Source organism: Haloterrigena salifodinae, assembly GCF_003977755.1.
GTDB classification, from domain to species: Archaea; Halobacteriota; Halobacteria; order Halobacteriales; family Natrialbaceae; genus Haloterrigena; species Haloterrigena salifodinae.
On the sequence record NZ_RQWN01000001.1, the window covers coordinates 1,075,513 to 1,094,225 of the forward strand.

Below are 18,713 nucleotides of genomic sequence, written 5' to 3' on the forward strand. Positions count from 1 at the left end.
ACTTCCGAAATTTCTGGCGCGAAAAATTGAAATTCCCCAGTTTTAATTTAAATATGATGGCTTTTAAGGTAGCTCTTCCAACACAGGTTAATTAAAATGGGATTGAATGAATGGATTTACGAGTCGAAAAAAGAGGTCACTGAATTTGGTATCAGTGGTGCCCGAGGGGCTTTCTCAAAGTTGATGGTCGGCGGCGCAAAGCGACTTGGCCAATCCGTCAACTACGGAACGTCACAGTTTGAGCAGGATTGGGATGTACTCATTCTCCTCGATAGCTGTCGACCTGACTATCTTCGGCAGGTGCACCAGGAGGCGGACCTCAACTGGGTCGAGGAAATAGACACTCAGTACTCGCCAGCGTCCTCCAGCATCGAGTGGGTGAACAAGTGCCTCAAGACGCTTCACCCCGGAGAAAAAGAGGGTCTCTCAATCGTCTCCGGAAACGGATGGACCGAGAGAGAACTCGACGAATCGGAATTTCACTCCGTCGAGACGCTCCTGCAGACGTACTGGGACGAAGAACGTGGCATTCTCCCGCCCGAAGTGGTTACGAATCACGCGATAAACCGTTGGCGCGATGACAATCCAGACCGAATGCTCGTCTGGTACATGCAGCCGCACACGCCGCACCCAAGTATCAATGTCGAGTATGAGTTCGACACCGATATGCGTGGCGTGACCGACGATTGGACAGAGACAGAGTACGCTCGCGTCGGAGTGCTGTCCGACGAGGAACTTCGAAGCGGCTACAAAGCGACACTGAAACTGGGACTGGAGGAAGTGGAGGTACTTGCAGCGAATCTCGAAGCGGAAAATGTCTATCTTTCAGCCGACCACGCGGAACTTCTCGGCGAATGGGGGCTATATGAACATCCAAGGTGGGCGCCGATTCCAAGGCTGAAGCGCGTTCCCTGGGTCAAAGTTGACGCGGAAGACAACCAAACGCGGATCCCCAAAGCCATGGACGAACACGAGAATGAATCTGATCTGGACGACCGATTGCGGGCACTCGGATACAAGGCGTAACAGGCACTCGAACGCTCGTCGAAGCCGAATCGTTTGGAGTACTACAACGGGCTTATCTAATCGCACCCGAAACCAACGCGGAAAGCAATGATACGCGTCCTTGCTGCACCGACTGAAATTGTTCTCTATTCAGGAAGTTACGCCCGAACATACCGGTTACTCCGGGAGATCGATGCGGACGATGTCAGCGTGAATGCGCACGTGAACCATCTCAGCGCGGACTCTAGCGCGTTCCCGTCAAACGTCTCTGTTCGGTCCCACGACAAGCCGAATCGACTTTTCTACTTTGCGTCGCTCTACCGAGAACTCTACGATACTGTTCGCTCCGAGAATGTTGATGTCTACCAGCACGCGAATCTCGGGTTCCGGGAATTCAACCCCGCCGTCCTGCTTCCGCCAGATTCGGATACACCATTCCTCATCGGTCCAGCAGAGGGAGGACACGCTGTCCCGTCAGCTGAGTTCAAGCGAGTGCTTGCGCGGCAGATAGATCGGAATATTCCAGCTGTACTCGAGACGTTCGCTGCACGTGCAGCAGAACCTGTCGTGCGGAACGGCCTCGACCCGGTTCGCGAGCGGTTGTTCGGCGTGACGCTCGAGCGAGCAGACCGAATCGTTGCCGTACACTCGGACGCGAAGGAATGCTTCGAGCAGTACACCGATACCGAGAAGATAGACGTGATTCCGTACGGCGTCGACATGCAGAAGTTCCCGTTCCAGGCTGGTCCCGGGAACCAGTCGTTCGTCACCGTCGGAAATCTCATCGAGCGAAAAGGCCACCGGTACCTGCTCGACGCGATGACGATGGTGACCGAAGAGTTCCCAGACATAGAACTCCACATCGTCGGCACCGGACCGTTGCGTGAGGACCTCGAGACACAAGTTGCGACGGCTGGCCTCGAGGATTCGGTGATATTCCACGGGTTTGTCGAGGACGAGAAACTCCTCAGATTGCTGCACCGTGCGCGTGCGTTCGTACACTCCTCCCTCTCGGAGGGATTCTCCCATGTCCGACTGGAAGCGATGTCCGCGGGATGTCCTGTAATCGGAACGGACGTCTCGGGCGCGCGAGACCTCACCCGCCACGGCACCGACGGCTACATCGTGCCATCCAGGGACGCGGATGCGCTGGCAGATTCAATGGTTGAACTACTCGCGGATGACAAATTGGCTGAGGAGATGGGATGGAACGCCCGAGAGAAAGTCGAGAAGGATCACGACTATGCGGAAATAGCCCAGCGGTATCTCGACATATACCGGGAGATGGCAAATACGTAGGAGCAAAAACCGTTCATACTAAGCAATGGGAGGAACATCCGACGACAATGACGATCGTTGTTTTAGCAATTGACGCGATCGACCACGCGCTGGTCGACCATTTCGGTCTGGACGCCCTCTGCCTAGAGACCGACAGAGAGATCAAGACATTTAATTACTCCCTAGAGGTCCCGTACACGCCGGAAGTCTGGACAACTGTCGCTACGGGACTGCCGATCGAGGAACACGACGTGAAGAACGCAGGAACGAGCGAGTGGAGCAATCCCGTCCTTGAATTCGCCTCGAAGTTCACGGGTCACCTCAGCGAACACACGCGCTACCGCCTTGGACAGCTCGTGACGACCCACACTGGCGAGGACTGGGGCTTCGGTGCGACGGACATGGAGACGATGTTCTCGGAGGAGGGCCGATACCTTCACAACTGGCCGGGGATTGACAACTCCGACGTCGACGAGGTACATGGATTGTACAACAAGGCCATTGACGGCGAACTCGTCACCACCGAATTCGATGCGGCGGTCTACTCAATCGCGGCCCAGGAGTTTGAGTGGGTAGAGGAGCGACTTCGGTGCCGTGATCGCGTAGGATTTGATCCATCTCTTCTTGGCGTCCATACACACATTCTGGACGCAGCAGGTCACATTTACGCTGAGGATGAAGATAAACTTAGAGAGTTTTACCAGTGGGTCGCAGACCGGGTAAGGTCGATTCGAACGCAGCTGGATACGGACGATGAATTGCTGCTTCTCGGTGACCACGGGATGGAAGCAGAGTTCCTCGGTGACGACACGGCAGGGCAGCACTCTTGGCGACCTCATGTCGCATCCACAGCCGACTCCGTCCCGATGGACGTTGTCGACGTCCGAGAGTGGGTTGAGTCGCGGCTTGACGACATCGGTCGCCGAGGCGAGGAGATGGAGGTTCCGGAAGAGCAACTTCGCGATCTCGGATACATCTCATAACGATGACGCTACTTGTCGTTGCACTCGACGCACTTGACTCCGCACTCGTTGACGAGTTTGACGCTGATCGCCTGCGCTTAGAGACATCTGGGCGTATGGAAACCGTCTCTCATATGCGTGAGCAGCCGTACACGCCCGAGGCGTGGGCGTCCGCAGCCACGGGTATGCATCCGAGTGACCACGGTGTCAGCGGTGGGACGAGCAAGTGGAGTAACCCGCTCGTCGACTTTGCCTCTCGGTTCACAGGCCACCTCTCGATGTCGATGCGGTCTAATCTAGGAAACTTGATCGAGGGAGCCACCGGTGCGGAGTACACGATTGCTGAAGTAGATTCACCCACGATGTTCGATGGTAAGGACAGGATCGTTCACAACTGGCCCGGTGTTTCGAATGGAGAGGAGTTGAAGCGTGCGTGGGACATCATGTGGCGAGAGGGTCAGACCAACGCTGAATTCGAACGCGATATCTTAGGGCTCGCTGCAGAGCAGTTCGGCTGGGTGCGCGAGATGCTGCAGCATGACGTGTCCGTCGCAGGCGTTCACGTTCATTTGCTCGACGCAACCGGACATGCGTACACGGAAGACAGAGATCGACTGAGAACGGCATACGAGCGCGCCGGCGAGTTCGTGGGCGAACTCTGTAAGCGTCTAGATCCGAGTGACGACCTACTTCTGGTGAGCGACCATGGGATGACAGTCGACTTCTACTCTGACGAACACGATCACGCTTCCGGCTCCGGGGCGCACTCTTGGCGAGCGTACGCAGCGAGTACGACCGACTCCGTCCCCGATACTATCCTCGACGTTAAGTCGTGGGTCAACGAGCACGCCCCACAGGTGGAAAGTGAAGACGAACGACTGGACATCGACGAGCAGCGACTCAGGGACCTCGGGTATATATGAGTGCGGCGGAGGCGGATTTCGGCATTGAGATTTCAAAAGGCGTTCTTGCGAAGTTCTTCATGGCTGCGGTCGGGTTCGCCGGCTCAGTCGTTTTCGCCCGCGTACTCGGTCCCACAGGGTATGGCGCATTCTATCTTCTCCTCACGCTCGTCGAAGTTCTCGACAACCCTGTAACAGGGTGGGGAGACGCCTGCAAAAAGCGAATCACGGAGGCTGGTTTTCCAATGGACGAAGCGCTCGGTGCGAGTCTCGTCGGTGCGGTGGCCGCTTCTTTAGTTGTCGTGCCGCTAGCTGTCATCTTTGGCCGGACGACCACCGTCTACAATATCGACGGGATGGTTGTCCCGTTTGCTGTGCTCTTCATGTTTGTCTGTCTCTTTGCTTCGACGAATCGGGTGCTCTCGGCGCGCTCGAACTTCTCGGCAGCGGATTGGTCTGATACACTCCGATCATTCCTGACGACACCGTTACAGCTTGGATTCGTGTTGCTCGGGTTCGGGGCTGCCGGTATGGCGTACGGACTCGCAGCAGCCACGGCTCTGACAGTTCCATACGTACTCTGGAAGATTCACCTGCGGCCTTCGGTTCCCTCATGGGAATCACTCGCCAGCATCAGACAGTACGCCAAGTATAGCGTCCCAAACGGATTTCTCGGAACGGCCTTGTCCCGGATGGATATCCTCCTCCTCGGCGCACTACTCTCGTCTGCAGCAGTGGGAAAGTATCAGGCGACAATGCAACTCACGATGCCAGGCACGTTCATCGGTGGCGTGGCGTCGGCGGGACTGATGGGACGCGTGAGCGAGTACAAGAGCAGGAATGACGAGACATCCATCCGAACTGATGTTGAGAACTCTCTTGGACACGCGAGTGTGATTGCGATTCCGATCTTCTTTGGCGCTGCAGCGATGCCGAACGACCTGCTCGTGACGGTGTTCGGATCCGAGTACAGCGGCGTCGGACTGGCATTCGTTGGAATCGCGCTGTTCCGGATAGTAAGTATGCAGACGAGTCAGGCCCAATCAACAATTAGTGGCATCGACCGTCCGGACATTAACACACGTGTGTCAGCAGTAGTACTTGTTCTTAATCTCGGCCTCGGTTACCTCCTTCTTCGTTGGTACGGCATTGTCGGCGTCGTTGCCGCAACGGTTGTCTCTGAGTTCGTGAAATACACTCTCACCGTGTACGCTCTCAAGCAGTATCTCCCCGACGTCCCCGTGTTCACACAACCGTTCCGTGACCAAATTCTCGCGGGCGGAGTCATGTTCATCACCGTCGAGTTCGCTCATGGTGTTCTCGGCATTTCATGGTGGGGAGAGCTGCTGTTCCTCATCAGTCTTGGCGGTGCAATCTACTTTGCCGCACTCGTCGCTATCAGTGAGTCCTTCCGCATCACTGTCAGAGGTATCCTCTCAGACGCGTTGTCGGATTGAGCTACTTCTTCAACCAGATTGTCATAGCTATCGCTTAGAAAAATAAGCCATTCCAGTTATAGACCTAAATACCAACTTCTACAAATGAATGAATAGGCTCATTCTTCGCTTGGAATTGGTGTCTCCTAACGAGTATTGGCAGCGAACAAGTAAGGGCGGATACATAGATACTCCCCTCGGAATGGCCGAAATGTCTATTGGAGGTGTTCCATAGACGCCACTGTCAGTATTTCGGGCCAAACAACAACAATACATGAAAGCACCGCGAGTAGATGACAAGGCTTATTCTTGACTTGGGTCTGGTGCAACCTAATGAGTACGGACACCGAACACGTCGAGGAGTCCGAGACGTCACCCTCTCTCCTCGAGACGTGGAGTAACTGGTATCACATCCCCGTACTCGGGGCTGTGATGCTGTTTATGTTCTGGGTACGGACCCAGGCGTACGATCAATTCGTTACCGACGACGGTTCGCCTGCCCTCGCGGGCGTCGACTCTTGGTACCAGTGGCGAACGATCGAATGGACGGCGGAGAACTATCCGAACACGATGCCTTACGAGGTGTGGTCCGGATTTCCTGAAGGGACCTACGTCGGGCAGTTCGGGACGCTGTTCGACCAAATAATCGTCACGGTCGCGATGATCGTCGGTCTCGGTGATCCGTCACCGGAGACCGTCTACGCCGTCGCGCTACTGATGATCCCGGCGATGGCCGCACTGGTCGCGATTCCCGTGTTCTACATGGGTCGTCGGCTCGGCGGCACGCTCGGCGGACTCGTCGCCATCGCTATACTCGCACTCGCACCGGGAACGTTTCTGACCAGATCGACGGTCGGCCAACTCGATCACCACGTCGGCGAGGTACTGTTCATGGCGATCGCCGTCGTCGCGATGATGGCCGCCCTTCGCTCGGGCGAACAGCAAAAGCCCGTCTACGAACTGATCGTCGATCGCGACTGGAACGCGCTCCGCGCACCGACGATGTACAGCGTCCTCGCGGGGATCGCGATGATGCTGTACATCTGGGTGTGGCCGTCAGCGATCGTTCTCGTCGGCATCTTCGGCGTCTTCTTTGCAATTCAGCTCTGTCTGGACTACCTCCGTGGCGTTTCCCCGGATCATATCGCGTTCGTCGGCGCAGTCAGTCTCGGCGTGACCGCGCTGACGACAACGCTGCTAATCGAGCGATCCGGATTCGGTGTCACCACCTTCAGCTACCTACAACCTCTCACTGCCCTCCTCATCGCCGTCGGCTGTGTCTTCATGGCCTGGCTAGCTCGGGAGTGGAACAATCGCGGCATAGAGCGCCAATATTATCCCGTCGCGATCGGCGGTATCGCCGTCGCGATTCTGCTCGTTATGTGGCTCGCGCTGCCCGGGCTATACAATACGCTAATCGGAAACCTCACGAGCCGACTGCTCCCACTGAACCCGAGTTCAGGGACGCTCACGATTTCAGAAGCACAGCCACCAGACAATTTCGGAAATCACGTACGTGAGGAGTTCGGCATGGCCTTCTACTCCATGCTCGTGGGACTCGCACTCCTCGTCGCCCGTCCGCTCCGCGACCGCGAATTCCGGGCTGAGTACACGCTGGTCATCGTCTGGTCGCTGTTCCTCATCAGCATGACGGCGACGCAGGTTCGTTTCACCTACTATCTCGTGCTCGCAGTCGCAGTTGTCAACGCCGTCTTCATCGCGGATGTCGTTGAGATCTTCAACCTCGATATCCGCGGTGGGATCGACTCTTTCCGCCAGATCGAAACCTACCAGGTGATCGTGCTCTTCCTCGTCGTAATCTTGCTGTTCGCGCCGCTGCTCCCGCCGATCGCTGCCGATAGCTCGACCAGCTGGGAGCAGGCCAGCAACACCGCTCCCTCCAGCGATGCGACGATTGTCTGGGAGGGGTCGAACGAGTGGCTCGCCAACAACACGCCCGCGCCGGGCAACTGGGGCGAGCACGAAAACGCCGATCAACTCGAGTACTTCGGAACGTATCAAGCGCCCGCCGACGGCGATTACGACTATCCGGACGGGGCCTACGGCGTGATGTCGTGGTGGGACTACGGCCACCTGATAACGACGCAGGGTGAGCGGATCCCCCACGCGAACCCGTTCCAGCAGAACGCGCCGTCCGCCTCGTCGTTCCTGACCGCCGAGTCCGAGGAACGCGGCGAACTGGTGCTGGATACCATCGCCGCCGGCGAGAACCCGGCCGACAAGTCCACCGAGGAACTCGAGTCGCTGTCCGAGGGCGCCACCAACGAGGAACTGCGGTACGTGATGATCGACTACGAGATGGCGGCCGGGAAGTTCTCCGCGATCACCGCGTGGTCCGGGCCGAACTACGAACACTACGTGACGCCGGAGGGCCACGAGGACGGACAACCGGTGAACATCAACGACTACCAGAACGGCTCCATCCCGTACTACGACACGATGCAGTCCCAGCTGTACTTCGACGACGCTGACGGGCTCGAGCACTACCGGACCGTCCACGAGAACGCCGACGCCGGAACGGCGACGATCGTCGCCTACGCGCAGGTGTATACTCCCGCGATTCAGGGACAGGCCGGCCAGGAACTGCAGGAACTGGGCTACCAGGAGGGCGACGTGATCTACTACCAGGACGGCGAGCTCGCGGCTCCCGGCGAGGGTCGGCCGTCGGTGGCGATACAACAGATGGGCTTCCAGCGGATCCAGAGCATCCAGCAGAACCCGACCCAGCAGCTGCTCGGCGCCCGAAGCGCCGCCGCGGTGAAGACGTTCGAGCGCGTCGAGGGCGCGACGCTCACCGGCACCGTCGACGACGACGCCGATGTGCTCGGGAACGAGACGACGGCCAGCGTCGAAGTCGAACTCGAGACGAACGCCGGTCGGACGTTCAACTACACCCAAGAGACCGAGGTCGCCGAGGACGGCTCGTTCGAACTGACCGTCCCCTACGCGACCAACGACGAACTCGGCGTCGAGGACGGCTACACGAACAGTTCCGTCGAAGCGACCGGTGAGTACGAGGTGACCGTCGGCGAGCCGGGCGAAACCGGCTACGCAACGGAGACGGCGGTTCCCGAGACCGAAGTGGTCAAGGGCGAGACCATCACCGTCGACGGGTTCGAGCAGACCGAACTCGAGGACCCCGACGAGTCGGACGGCAACGAGACCGACGGGAACGAAACCGACGGCGGCTCGGCAGACGGCAACGAAACTGACGGCGGCAACGAAACTGCCGACGGAAACCAGACCGGCGACGGCAACCAGACTGACGGCAACCAAACCGACGACGGCGCCGAAACCGAGGACAACTAACGGCGACCCGAGCCCCGTCGTCGCAGTCGATTTTCGAACGGAATTCGCGTCGCAAAATCCGACCTCCTACAGCGACCTCCGGAAGTGAGAACGCTTTTCTCCCCGTCCGAAATAGCTCCAGTAATGCGGGACTTTCTCGCCGTGTATTGCAAGGGGTTCTCGATGGGCGCGGCCGACGTCGTCCCCGGCGTCTCGGGCGGGACGATCGCGCTCATCGTCGGCATCTACGACCGGTTGATCCGCGCGATCACCGCCATCGATCCCCGGGCCTTTCGCCCGGCGTTGCGGCCTCACGATCCCGAGGCTCGAGCGCAACTCCGAACGGAACTCGAGCGAATGGAGATCCCGTTTCTGCTGTCACTGGGACTCGGCGTCGGGACGGCGATTGTGCTCCTCTCGAGTCTCATGCACGAGGCGGCGACGACGTCTCCGGTGGCGACGTACGGCTTCTTCTTCGGGCTGATCGCGGCGTCGGCGGTCGTCCTCTACGGCGAGATCGACCGGTGGACGGTCGGCCGCGTGGCGATCTCGGTCGGCGCGATCGCGCTCGCGTTCGCGGTCTCGGGGACGACCGCGGGGAACGTCCCGCACGGGCTGCCGATCATCCTCGTCGCCGGCGCGGTCGCCATCTGTGCGATGATCCTCCCCGGCGTGTCGGGCGCGTTCTTCCTCCTGATCCTCGGCCAGTACGAGTACATGACGGGGACGTTGAGCGGGTTCATCGACGCGCTCCTCGGCCTGCTCGACGGCGGCGCGCTGGCGCCCGTCCTCGAGACCGGAACGGTCGTCGTCGTCTTCGGCGTCGGCGCGGTCGTCGGCCTGTTCACGATGGCCCACGCGGTCGGCTATGCCCTCGAGCACTACCGGGCCGCGACGCTGGCCGCGCTGGTGAGCCTGATGGTGGGCGCGTTGCGACTGCCCGTCGAGCGCGTCCTGAGCAACCTCGGCGAGACGTCGCTCGGAACGCCGGGCATCGCCGTCGCGATGGCGTTCGTCGGCGCTGGCGCCGTGTTACTGGTCGACTGGTACACCGACGACCTCGAGTACTGAGCGGCGACGAGAAACACGAGACGGAGCGGCACTGATTTTCGATACCGCCCGATAACTGACCGCGACGGCGAACCTGACTTCGGTGGGGAGCGTCCAATACGATAGCGAGGATTCGGTTCGACAGCGGAGACTCGAGCGGAGCGATCAGGACGCGGGTGCAGTATCGTCCCCGTCCGCGGGCTCGTCGGTTTCGTTGGGGCTCGGTCCGAGCGTCCGGAACGCGATCGTCGGGAACCGCACCGCGAGGGTGCTGGGGCGGCGGCCGCTCCCGGTCGTCGAGAGCGGGACGCGTTCGACGACGCCGTGATCGGCGAGTTCGTAGAGGAATCGTTTGACGGTGCCGGCGGTCAGCGACGATCGGTCGGCGATCTCGGTCGCGAGATCACGGATCGGGCGGTCGGCGGCGTCGATGGCGACGAGATCGAGCAGCACGCGCTGGCGGGTCTCGGACAGCGAGAGCACCCGATCGAGGTGGACGCAGTCGTCGGGAACGTCGGCTTTCGCCTGCTCGAGGTGCTCCGCGGCGACCCTGTCGCTCCCGTCCCGACTCGCGACGACGGCGGCGCCGAACAGAGCCGCGAGCGCGTCGTGGGCGTTCCCGTTGGCCCACGCCGCCAGCTCGCGGACGGACTCGTGATCGAGCGCGCCGGCGGCGAGCCCCGTCGACGCGCGATCGGAGATCACCTCGACGAGTTCGTGATCGCGGTAGGCCGGGACGGTGACGGTCGGCTGCTCGGCCGCCAGTTCGTCGGGGGCCTCCCGGCCGACGGCGACGATCGAGACGCTATCGGTGACGGGCGCGAGCAACTCGCGGGCTCGCTCGTAGGCGAGCGTCTCGGGCTCGTCGTGGTGGTCGACCGCGACGACCGCGTGGCGATCCGGCCGCGCGAGTTGCCGCTGAAGTCGGTCGCGAAGGTCGTCGGTCCCGACGCCGCTCTCGGGGACGGGTTCGCTCGAGAGCACCGAGAGGACGGTCCGGTAGAGGGCGAAGGCGCTCTCGACGCGGCGGCCGTCGACGTAGACGAACCACGTCGAGGACCCGACCCGACCCGCCCGGGTCGTCGTGCCGATCGACCGAGACGATTCGCCGAGCTGCTCGTTCAACGCGTCGAAGACGGCGGTGACGATCGCGGACGTGCCCGCGCCCGCCGGGCCGACCACGGCGATCGGTGGCGGCAACTCGCCGTCGAACACCGCCTCGAGCGCGTCGAGCAACTGTTCCAAGACGGGGCCGCGACCGATCGGGTCCGCGGGGTGGACCACCGGACTGAGATAGTCCCGGTCAACGAGGATCTCGCGGTCCTGTCGCGCCGATCGTCGTCGGGCGATGCGCTCCCGCAGCTCCATCTACCCGGCCTCCCGGCGCCCGCCCGCAGCCGAGCCGGACCCGACCAGCGCCGCCTCGAGGACCTCGAGCGTGTGTTTGATCTCGTAGCCGGTACCGTGTTCCATCTGCATCGAGCAGGTCGGACACTCGGTCAGCCCGGTCTGTGCGTCGGCCGCGTCCATGTGCTCGAACATCTCCTCGCCGATCTTCATCGACGTCTCGTAGTTCTCCTCCTTCCAGCCGTAGGTGCCGGAGATCCCCGAACAGGAGTCGCCGACGTCGTGGGCCTCGATGCCGTCAATCATGCTGAGCACTTCGATCGTCTGTCCGTCGAGCCCCTGGTTACGTGAATGACACGGTGCGTGATAGGCGAAGTCGTCGAACTCGTCACCCTCGACCGAGCGCCCCTCGAGTTCGCTCTCGAGATCCTCGTGAACTCGGAGGTATTCGACGGCGTCCCAGGTGTTCTCGGCCACCGTCTCGGTGTTCTCGAAATCGAACAGTTCGGGGTACTCCTGGCGGAGCGACATCGAACAGGAGCTACAGGAGGCGACGATATCGGCGCCGTCCTCCAGTGCCGCGGCGAGTTCGCGGACGTTGGTCTCGGCGGCCCGCCGTGCGTCCTCGAGCATGCCGTTGGCGAACATCGGCGTCCCAGAACAGGACTGGTCGGGGACCATGATCTCGTAGCCGAAGTGCTCGTAGACGCGGACGAGCGCCTTCGCGACCTCGGGCGTGTTGTAGTTCGAGTAGCAGCCGTGGAAGTAGGCGATCCGCTTGTCCGGGTTTTCGACCTTCGCGCCGCCGCGCTTCGTCCACCACTCGCGGAACGTCTCGGTCGCGAACTCGGGGAACTCCCGCTCGCTCGTGATTCCCAGGAGCTTCTCGCCCATCCACTTCGTGACGGACAGCCCCATCACGAAGTTCGCCGTGCGGGGGAACGCCGCCGCCAGCGGCGCGAGTCGCCGGTAGTTCGCGAGGATCCGATTGCGGAGGTACTCCCGAGAGAATTTCTCCATCTGCTCCTCGACGTACTCCCCGCGGGCCGTGTTGTGCATCTGCGAGAGGGGGACCTCGGAGGGGCAGGCGCTGTCACAGCGCATGCAGTTCGAACACTTCATCACCGAGTCGTCGACGTCGTGGTCGTCCTGGCGCTTGAGCCGCCACTGCTCGGGGCCCTGGAACTTCGGGCCGGGGAACTCGTCGTCGACCTCGGCGACGGGACAGTTGGTGTCGCAGGTCGAGCACTTGTAGCAGTTGTCAGCTCCCGGCCGGAGGTCCATCTCCTCGGCCTCGGGGAACACCTGGATGGGTTCGAACTCCTCCTCTTCGGCTCCCGGTACGTGATCGTCGGTCGGTTGCTCTGCGTCGCTCATGAGTGTAGTCGTGGTCGTCGTGTCTCGCTCGCTCTCGAGTCGCTCGGCCGGTCGTCGGTTCTCCAGTTGGTCATCGTTATTCACCCACCTCCTCTCCGGCTCGCGTCCCGGCGACGTAGCCCGTCGCGAGCGAGACGCCCGCGCCGGACTTCTCGGCGGCGAAGTCGTAGCCGCCGAGCACTGCGCCCGCGGCCCGCAGGTTCGCGAACTCCGGTTCGTCGCCGGCGTCAAGCGGACGGAGGTCGCGGTCGGACGCGAGGCCGAACCGCGCGTAGGGCTGGTCGCCGAAGACGTTGTCGACGAACCAGTCGTAACGGTCGGCGGCGTGGGGGACGTGGCAGTCGAAGATCGGCTCGAACACCCGCTCGCGCTCCGAGCGGACGCCCTTGCCGACCAGCCCGCCCGTCGCCAGGACGTACTGGTCGGCGCGGTGGGGGATCTCGGTGCCGTTGCGGTCGACGACGACGCGATCGATGCGGTCGGCGCCGCTGCCGCCGTCTGCCGCCACCGCGTCCGCCTCGGTGGCCGTCTCGTAATCGATCACCGGCACGCCCGACGTGACGCGAACGCCCGCGTCCTCGAGCGCGTCGTACAGCAGGTCCTCGAGTCGCATGCCGGGGAGGCTGGGCGGCCCCATGGGGACCTCGAAGACGTCGGCGCCGAGTGCATCCGCGAGGTCGGCGCGGACCTCGGCCGCGTGCTCGTCACCCAACACGGCGGGGAAGCCGACGCGGGATTCGTCCGCGAGGCGTTCGGCGACCGTCGTCGCGAGCGCCTCGCGCGCGCCGGTCGTCACGGTCTCGTCCTGATCCAGCAGGTGTGCGTAGCGGGTCACCTTCGCGTCGTCCCGAACGATTCCGGGGAACGGAATCGTCGCGCCGCGGGCCGAGAACGGCGCGCCCGCGGCCTCGAGGTGGGCGGCGGCCAGCGGCGCCTCGAAGTCCGGCAAGGTCTCGAAGCCGACCAGTAGCGCGTCGCGGTCGTCGCTGGCCAGGCCGTCGGCCGTCGAGACGGGATACCGCGCGGTCGGTTTGACGGTGCCGCCGTGGGTCGGGACCAGCGCGTTCGCGTCGGTGTGGTCGCCCGCGTAGGCGTTGCCCGCGACGTCGTCGAAGAAGGCCAGCGCCTCGCGGACGGCCTCGCTCCCGACGCGCTCGTAAGGATGGCCCTCGGGGAGGTCGGAAAGCGCGTCGAAGGGATCGACGAGCGGTCCCTCCTCGGGCGAGCCAGGCGCGTAGCCGAGGATATCGATCAGTCCACTGGCGTGGCGGAGCGTGCTCTGTTTGTACGTCACTAGTCGGACGCGGACGTCGGGCGCGGCATCTGCGGCCGCAAGCGCCGCGGTGGCGCCCGCGAGGCCGCCGCCGATCACGAGAACGTCGTCTTCGATGGCCATCTCAGGCCCCTCCGTCGAAGTCGGCGAACTCGATTGCCGTCGGTTCGCCCGCGGGATCCCGATCCCGGTTCATCGTCGTCGCGTGGAGGGCGTAGTTGAGCATGGCCTGTGAGAGCTGTTCACCCCACAGCGCGTGGCGCTCGCCCTTCCAGCGTTCCTGAAAGAGTTCGTCCAGCGCTGCGCGGACCGTCTCCTCGTCGTACTCGGGGTGGAGTTCGTTGGCCATGTTCTGACAGCAGAAACCGCCCTGACAGTTGCCCATCGAGGCCCGCGTACGGATGCGGACCGCGTTCAGGTCCGTCCCCGACTGGTCGACCGCGTCGCGGATCTCCGCGCGCGTGACGCCCTCGCACTGACAGACCACGGGGTTTGCCTCGTCGGTCTCGAGGACCTCGCTCGCCCGACTCCCCAGGCGCTGTTTGCTCCGGCGCGCGACCGGCGACCGGAGGCCGAAATCGTCCATGCCGGCTTCGAGGGTCTCGATGTTCTCGCTCCCAGGCAGCGGTTCGTCGGCGGTAGCACAGGACGCGTTCACGCCCAACTTCTCGCAGACGTGGTCGGAGATCTCTTCAGCCATCGCGCGGTACGTGGTGAACTTGCCGCCGACGATGCTCGAGATGCCGGAGACGCCGTCGCGGTCGGCGTGGTCGAGCAGGAAGAAGTCCCGCGTGATGTCCGTCGGGTCCTGCGTGCCGGTCCCCGGCGGTTCGTACAGCGGGCGCACGCCCCAGAAGGAGCGGATCGTCCGCGCCTCCTCGAGGATCGGAACGAGCTCCGAGAGGGTGTCGATCATCTGGTCGACCTCCCACTGGTCCTCGGGGAAGTCGTCCGGATCGGAGACCTCCTCGTCGGTCGTCCCGAGGATGGCCGTCGTCTCGTGGGGGACGACGATGTCGGCGTCGCCCTTCGGCCGGCAGCGGTTGATGACGGTGTCGACCTGCCGGACGTTCATGATGGTCATGACGCCCTTGGAGGGGCGAACTTCGATCTCGAGGTCGGCCATCGCGCCGATCTCCCCCGCCCACGCGCCCGTCGCGTTGACGACGTACTCGGCGGTGATCTCCTCGGTCGTGCCGGCCGCCGCGTGCGTCCGCTTGCCGGGCCCCGACTCGTGGCGCACCTCGACGCCGTAGACGTCGTCGCCGTCTCGTAAGAGGTCCACCACCTCCGCGTGGGTCTCGACGCGCGCGCCGTGGGCCTCGGCGTCGATCGCGTTCGCGACGCAGAGCCGGAACGGATCGACCGCGCCGTCGGGGACCTCGATGGCTCGTTTCACGTCTTCCGCGAGGTAGGGTTCGACCTCGCGGGCCTCCCGCCCCGAGAGGACGCGCGCAGGGATCCCGCAGTCCCGACAGCCCTCGAGTTTTTCCTGAAAGTAGTCGTCCGAGTCCTCGGGGCGCTGGACGAACAGGCCGCCGGTCTCCTCGACGCAGTGGCCGGCGATTTCCCGGAGGATCTCGTTTTCTTCGATACACTCCGTCGCGCTGGCGCGATCAGAGACGGCGTAGCGGCCGCCGCTGTGGAGCAGGCCGTGCATACGGCCGGTCGTGCCGTCGGTCAAATTGCCTCGCTCGACGAGGGTCACCTCGAGGCCGCGCATCGCCAGATCCCGCGCGATGCCACAGCCCGTCGACCCGCCTCCGAGAACGAGGACCTCGGTGTCCGTTGCCATGCCTTCGTTCAACCCTCTCTCTCCCGGACCTTTATTTTATCGACGGTTCCGGAACGTCCGTAACGAGTCGGTTGCCTCGAGATTGCCGCTCGAACGACGTGACGCCGACTGACCATCCGAAACGGTCGAGAAGCCTGAAAATAGCCGAAACGGACGATTACCAGGGGTAATTGGCCAGGTGGTATCAGATAGTATATGAAATACAATTTAGGAGTTCAACAAATTTTATAATGATAGTAGGTATTGTTTACCAGTATCGTGCGATCGTCGGTAAAGACATCGCGCGGAGCAACGAGGGAGATCACCAGTGACAGAATCCACGTACGTCGGTGCGGTAGACCAGGGGACGACCGGGACGCGCTTTATCGTGTTCGATCACGGCGGCCAGGTCGTCGCGAACGCCTACGAAACGCACGAACAAATCTATCCTGAACCCGGCTGGGTCGAGCACGACCCGATGGAGATCTGGGAGAATACCAAGAGCGTCATCACGCAGGCGCTCGGTCAGGCGGGGATCAGTCCCGATCAGCTCGAGGCCATCGGCGTGACCAACCAGCGCGAGACGACGCTGCTGTGGGACGCCGACTCCGGCCGGCCGGTCCACAACGCCATCGTCTGGCAGGACCGGCGCACGACCGACCGCGTCGAGCAACTCGAAGCGGAGGGACAGGTCGAGACGATCCGCGAGAAGACCGGCCTCGAGGCCGACGCCTACTTCTCGGCGACGAAAGCCGAGTGGCTGCTCGACAACGCCGACCCGATCAAACTCGAGCGCTCCCGGCCCGAGGACATCCGCGACCGCGCGGAGAAGGGCGACGTGCTGTTCGGCACGATCGATAGCTGGCTGATCTACAACCTGACCGGCGAGCACATCACCGAGGTCACGAACGCTTCGCGGACGATGCTGTACAACATCCACGACCTCGAGTGGGACGATGACCTCCTCGCGGAGTTCGACGTCCCGAAGGAGATGCTCCCCGAGGTCCGCCCGTCCAGCGACGACGACACCTACGGGACGACCGATCCGGACGGCTTCCTCGAGGACGAGATTCCGGTTGCAGGGGCGCTTGGCGACCAGCAGGCCGCGCTGTTCGGCCAGACCTGTTTCGACGCCGGCGACGCGAAGAACACCTACGGCACCGGCTCGTTCTTCCTGATGAACACAGGCAGCGAGGCCGTCACGAGCGACCACGGCCTGCTGACGACGATCGGGTTCCAGCGCTCGGGCGAGGACGTCCAGTACGCGCTGGAGGGGTCGATCTTCATCACCGGCGCGGCGATCGAGTGGCTCGAGGACCTCTCGCTGATCGACAACCCGGCCCAGACGGCCGAACTCGCCCGCAGCGTTGACTCGACGGACGGTGTCTACGTCGTCCCCGCGTTCACCGGACTGGGCGCGCCCCACTGGGATCAGCGCGCTCGCGGCACCATCGTCGGGATGACCCGTGGCACCCGGAGAGAACACATCGTCCGGGCGACCCTCGAGTCGATCGCCTACCAGACCCGTGACGTCGCGGAGGCGATGGAGGCCGACTCGGGCATCGAGATGACCTCGCTGAAGGTCGACGGCGGCGCGGTCAAGAACAACTACCTCTGTCAGCTCCAGTCCGACATCATCGGCTCGGAGATCGTCCGCCCGGTCGTCGACGAGACGACGGCACTCGGCTCCGCGTACGCCGCCGGGCTGGCCGTGGGCTACTGGGACGACGTCGACAGCCTGCGAGACAACTGGCAGATCGACCGCGAGTTCGAACCCGAGATGGACGCTAACCGGGCCGACAACCGCTACGCGCGCTGGACGGAAGCGGTCGACCGAGCGCGCGACTGGGCGCGGGACGACGAGGAGTGAGCTATGTTCGGAACCATACTCCAGATTCCGATTATCGGCATGGAGACCGAAGCGTTCGCCGTCCTGCTCATCGCCGCGCTCGCCGGCGGGGCGTTCGGCGCGGCTCTCGGCGCGCTTCCCTCCTTCGTCTTCACCGGCTTCGTCGTCTTCCTCGGTGAAGGGCTCGCCGTCCTCGAGGGCGAAATCGGCGCCGCCGAGGCGATCGGCGCCGGCGACATTGCAACGGGCATCACTGACGTAATCGGCTTCGGTGCGGTCACCGGGCCGCACATCGCCTTCGCCGGCGGCGTCGCCGCGACGGCCTACGCTGGGAAGAAGTATCCCGAAATGGATCCCGCCGACTGGGACTACCACTTCGGGAAGAACATCCTCTACGCCTTCGGGACCAAACCCGACATCCTCGCGGTCGGGGCGCTCTTCGGCGTGCTCGGGATGCTCATCACCCAGGTGATGGGCGGGCTCGGCTTCCCGACGGACAACATCGCGCTCTCGGTCGTGGCGACGGCGTTCCTCGCTCGACTCGCCTTCGGCTATCCGATAGTCGGCCGGGTCGGCGGCTCGAGCGTCCTCGACATGTCCCCGTTCGAGCGCGAGGAGAAGCGCATGGCCACTGACGGCGGGACCCAGACCGACCGGCTGGCGACCGAGCCCTGGCTGCCACACCAGTACGAGTGGTCCGGCGTCACCGCCATCGGCATCGTCGGCGGGATCCTCGGCGGCTTCATCTGGCTCGAGACCGGTAGCATCTTCCTCGGTTACGGCATCTCGGCGATGAGCCTGCTCTTCCTCAACCTCGGGGTCGAGAAGATTCCGGTCACCCACCACATCACGCTGCTGGGCGCCGTCGGCGCGGTGATCGCGATGCCCGCGATCGGGAGCGAACCGATCGCCCTGCTCGTTGCCGGCGCGTTCGGCGCGATCAGCGGCCTCATCGGCGAGGTGTCCCAGCGCGTGTTCTACTCGCACTCCGGGACCCACGTCGACCCGCCAGCGATGGCTATCGCGGCGTTCATGTTCGTCCTCGGCCTCCTGTATCTGGCTGGGCTACTCCCCAACTCGGGCTATCTCGGGCTCTGAGGGAATCCGAAATTCGACTGCGGTCTGCCTTTCAACTCTGCTGGATACTATTT

At 62.9% G+C, this 18,713-nt stretch carries 13 protein-coding genes; 9 read left to right on the plus strand and 4 right to left on the minus strand.

What is annotated here, in order from left to right:
* Positions 1-96 precede the first annotated feature (96 nt).
* The 7 genes from EH209_RS05460 to EH209_RS05490 all read left to right on the plus strand — a co-directional run bounded on the left by EH209_RS05460 (position 97) and on the right by EH209_RS05490 (position 9,963).
* Positions 97-1,026, plus strand: coding sequence for a hypothetical protein (locus EH209_RS05460; RefSeq protein WP_126661904.1), 930 nt, complete (start codon positions 97-99; stop codon positions 1,024-1,026).
* Between the two features lie 87 nt (positions 1,027-1,113).
* Positions 1,114-2,304, plus strand: a complete 1,191-nt coding sequence (locus tag EH209_RS05465; protein ID WP_126661905.1) for a glycosyltransferase family 4 protein — start codon at positions 1,114-1,116, stop codon at positions 2,302-2,304.
* A 47-nt stretch (positions 2,305-2,351) separates the two neighbouring features.
* Positions 2,352-3,266 carry an alkaline phosphatase family protein gene (locus tag EH209_RS05470; RefSeq protein WP_164722001.1) on the plus strand — a complete coding sequence of 305 codons (915 nt, stop codon included), beginning with the start codon at positions 2,352-2,354 and terminating at the stop codon, positions 3,264-3,266.
* A gap of 2 nt (positions 3,267-3,268) precedes the next feature.
* Positions 3,269-4,168 carry an alkaline phosphatase family protein gene (locus EH209_RS05475; protein WP_126661907.1) on the plus strand — a complete coding sequence of 300 codons (900 nt, stop codon included), beginning with the start codon at positions 3,269-3,271 and terminating at the stop codon, positions 4,166-4,168.
* Positions 4,165-5,604: an oligosaccharide flippase family protein gene (locus tag EH209_RS05480; protein ID WP_126661908.1), complete on the plus strand. Its 1,440-nt coding sequence runs from the start codon at positions 4,165-4,167 to the stop codon at positions 5,602-5,604. The genes EH209_RS05475 and EH209_RS05480 overlap by 4 nt, the downstream gene beginning before the upstream one ends.
* Before the next feature lie 312 nt (positions 5,605-5,916).
* Positions 5,917-8,913, plus strand: coding sequence for an oligosaccharyl transferase, archaeosortase A system-associated (locus tag EH209_RS05485; protein ID WP_126661909.1), 2,997 nt, complete (start codon positions 5,917-5,919; stop codon positions 8,911-8,913).
* A 123-nt stretch (positions 8,914-9,036) separates the two neighbouring features.
* Positions 9,037-9,963 (plus strand): DUF368 domain-containing protein, encoded by a 927-nt coding sequence (locus EH209_RS05490; protein WP_126661910.1) that lies wholly within the window; start codon positions 9,037-9,039, stop codon positions 9,961-9,963.
* Positions 9,964-10,107: 144 nt separating this feature from the next.
* On the opposite strand, the gene EH209_RS05495 is transcribed toward EH209_RS05490, so the two are convergent.
* The 4 genes from EH209_RS05495 to glpA all read right to left on the minus strand — a co-directional run bounded on the left by EH209_RS05495 (position 10,108) and on the right by glpA (position 15,734).
* Positions 10,108-11,310, minus strand: a complete 1,203-nt coding sequence (locus tag EH209_RS05495; protein WP_126661911.1) for a Cdc6/Cdc18 family protein — start codon at positions 11,308-11,310, stop codon at positions 10,108-10,110.
* The gene (locus EH209_RS05500; RefSeq protein ID WP_126662528.1) at positions 11,311-12,666 is read right to left on the minus strand and encodes an anaerobic glycerol-3-phosphate dehydrogenase subunit C; all 1,356 of its coding nucleotides are present in this window, start codon (positions 12,664-12,666) and stop codon (positions 11,311-11,313) included.
* A gap of 76 nt (positions 12,667-12,742) precedes the next feature.
* On the minus strand, positions 12,743-14,062 hold the full coding sequence (glpB, locus tag EH209_RS05505; RefSeq protein ID WP_126661912.1) for a glycerol-3-phosphate dehydrogenase subunit GlpB: 1,320 nt from the start codon (positions 14,060-14,062) through the stop codon (positions 12,743-12,745).
* A gap of 1 nt (position 14,063) precedes the next feature.
* Complete coding sequence (glpA, locus tag EH209_RS05510) at positions 14,064-15,734, minus strand: anaerobic glycerol-3-phosphate dehydrogenase subunit GlpA (RefSeq protein WP_126661913.1); 1,671 nt, start codon at positions 15,732-15,734, stop codon at positions 14,064-14,066.
* Between the two features lie 307 nt (positions 15,735-16,041).
* Between glpA and glpK the strand changes: the two genes are divergently transcribed.
* Together glpK and EH209_RS05520 are read left to right on the plus strand one after the other, a co-directional pair.
* A complete protein-coding gene (gene glpK / locus EH209_RS05515; RefSeq protein WP_126661914.1) occupies positions 16,042-17,583 on the plus strand; it encodes a glycerol kinase GlpK in 1,542 nt (513 codons plus the stop codon).
* Between the two features lie 3 nt (positions 17,584-17,586).
* Positions 17,587-18,660, plus strand: coding sequence for a hypothetical protein (locus EH209_RS05520; RefSeq protein WP_126661915.1), 1,074 nt, complete (start codon positions 17,587-17,589; stop codon positions 18,658-18,660).
* Positions 18,661-18,713 lie beyond the last annotated feature (53 nt).

What these genes read in the sequence shown, in the direction of transcription:
- EH209_RS05470 (WP_164722001.1), top strand. Translation starts at nt 2,352, where the DNA reads ATGACGATCGTTGTTTTAGCAATTGACGCGATCGACCACGCGCTGGTC.
- EH209_RS05485 (WP_126661909.1), top strand. Translation starts at nt 5,917, where the DNA reads ATGAGTACGGACACCGAACACGTCGAGGAGTCCGAGACGTCACCCTCT.
- EH209_RS05480 (WP_126661908.1), top strand. Translation starts at nt 4,165, where the DNA reads ATGAGTGCGGCGGAGGCGGATTTCGGCATTGAGATTTCAAAAGGCGTT.
- EH209_RS05460 (WP_126661904.1), top strand. Translation starts at nt 97, where the DNA reads ATGGGATTGAATGAATGGATTTACGAGTCGAAAAAAGAGGTCACTGAA.
- glpB (WP_126661912.1), bottom strand. Translation starts at nt 14,062, where the DNA reads ATGGCCATCGAAGACGACGTTCTCGTGATCGGCGGCGGCCTCGCGGGC.
- EH209_RS05495 (WP_126661911.1), bottom strand. Translation starts at nt 11,310, where the DNA reads ATGGAGCTGCGGGAGCGCATCGCCCGACGACGATCGGCGCGACAGGAC.
- glpA (WP_126661913.1), bottom strand. Translation starts at nt 15,734, where the DNA reads ATGGCAACGGACACCGAGGTCCTCGTTCTCGGAGGCGGGTCGACGGGC.
- EH209_RS05520 (WP_126661915.1), top strand. Translation starts at nt 17,587, where the DNA reads ATGTTCGGAACCATACTCCAGATTCCGATTATCGGCATGGAGACCGAA.
- EH209_RS05465 (WP_126661905.1), top strand. Translation starts at nt 1,114, where the DNA reads ATGATACGCGTCCTTGCTGCACCGACTGAAATTGTTCTCTATTCAGGA.
- EH209_RS05500 (WP_126662528.1), bottom strand. Translation starts at nt 12,666, where the DNA reads ATGAGCGACGCAGAGCAACCGACCGACGATCACGTACCGGGAGCCGAA.
- EH209_RS05475 (WP_126661907.1), top strand. Translation starts at nt 3,269, where the DNA reads ATGACGCTACTTGTCGTTGCACTCGACGCACTTGACTCCGCACTCGTT.
- EH209_RS05490 (WP_126661910.1), top strand. Translation starts at nt 9,037, where the DNA reads ATGCGGGACTTTCTCGCCGTGTATTGCAAGGGGTTCTCGATGGGCGCG.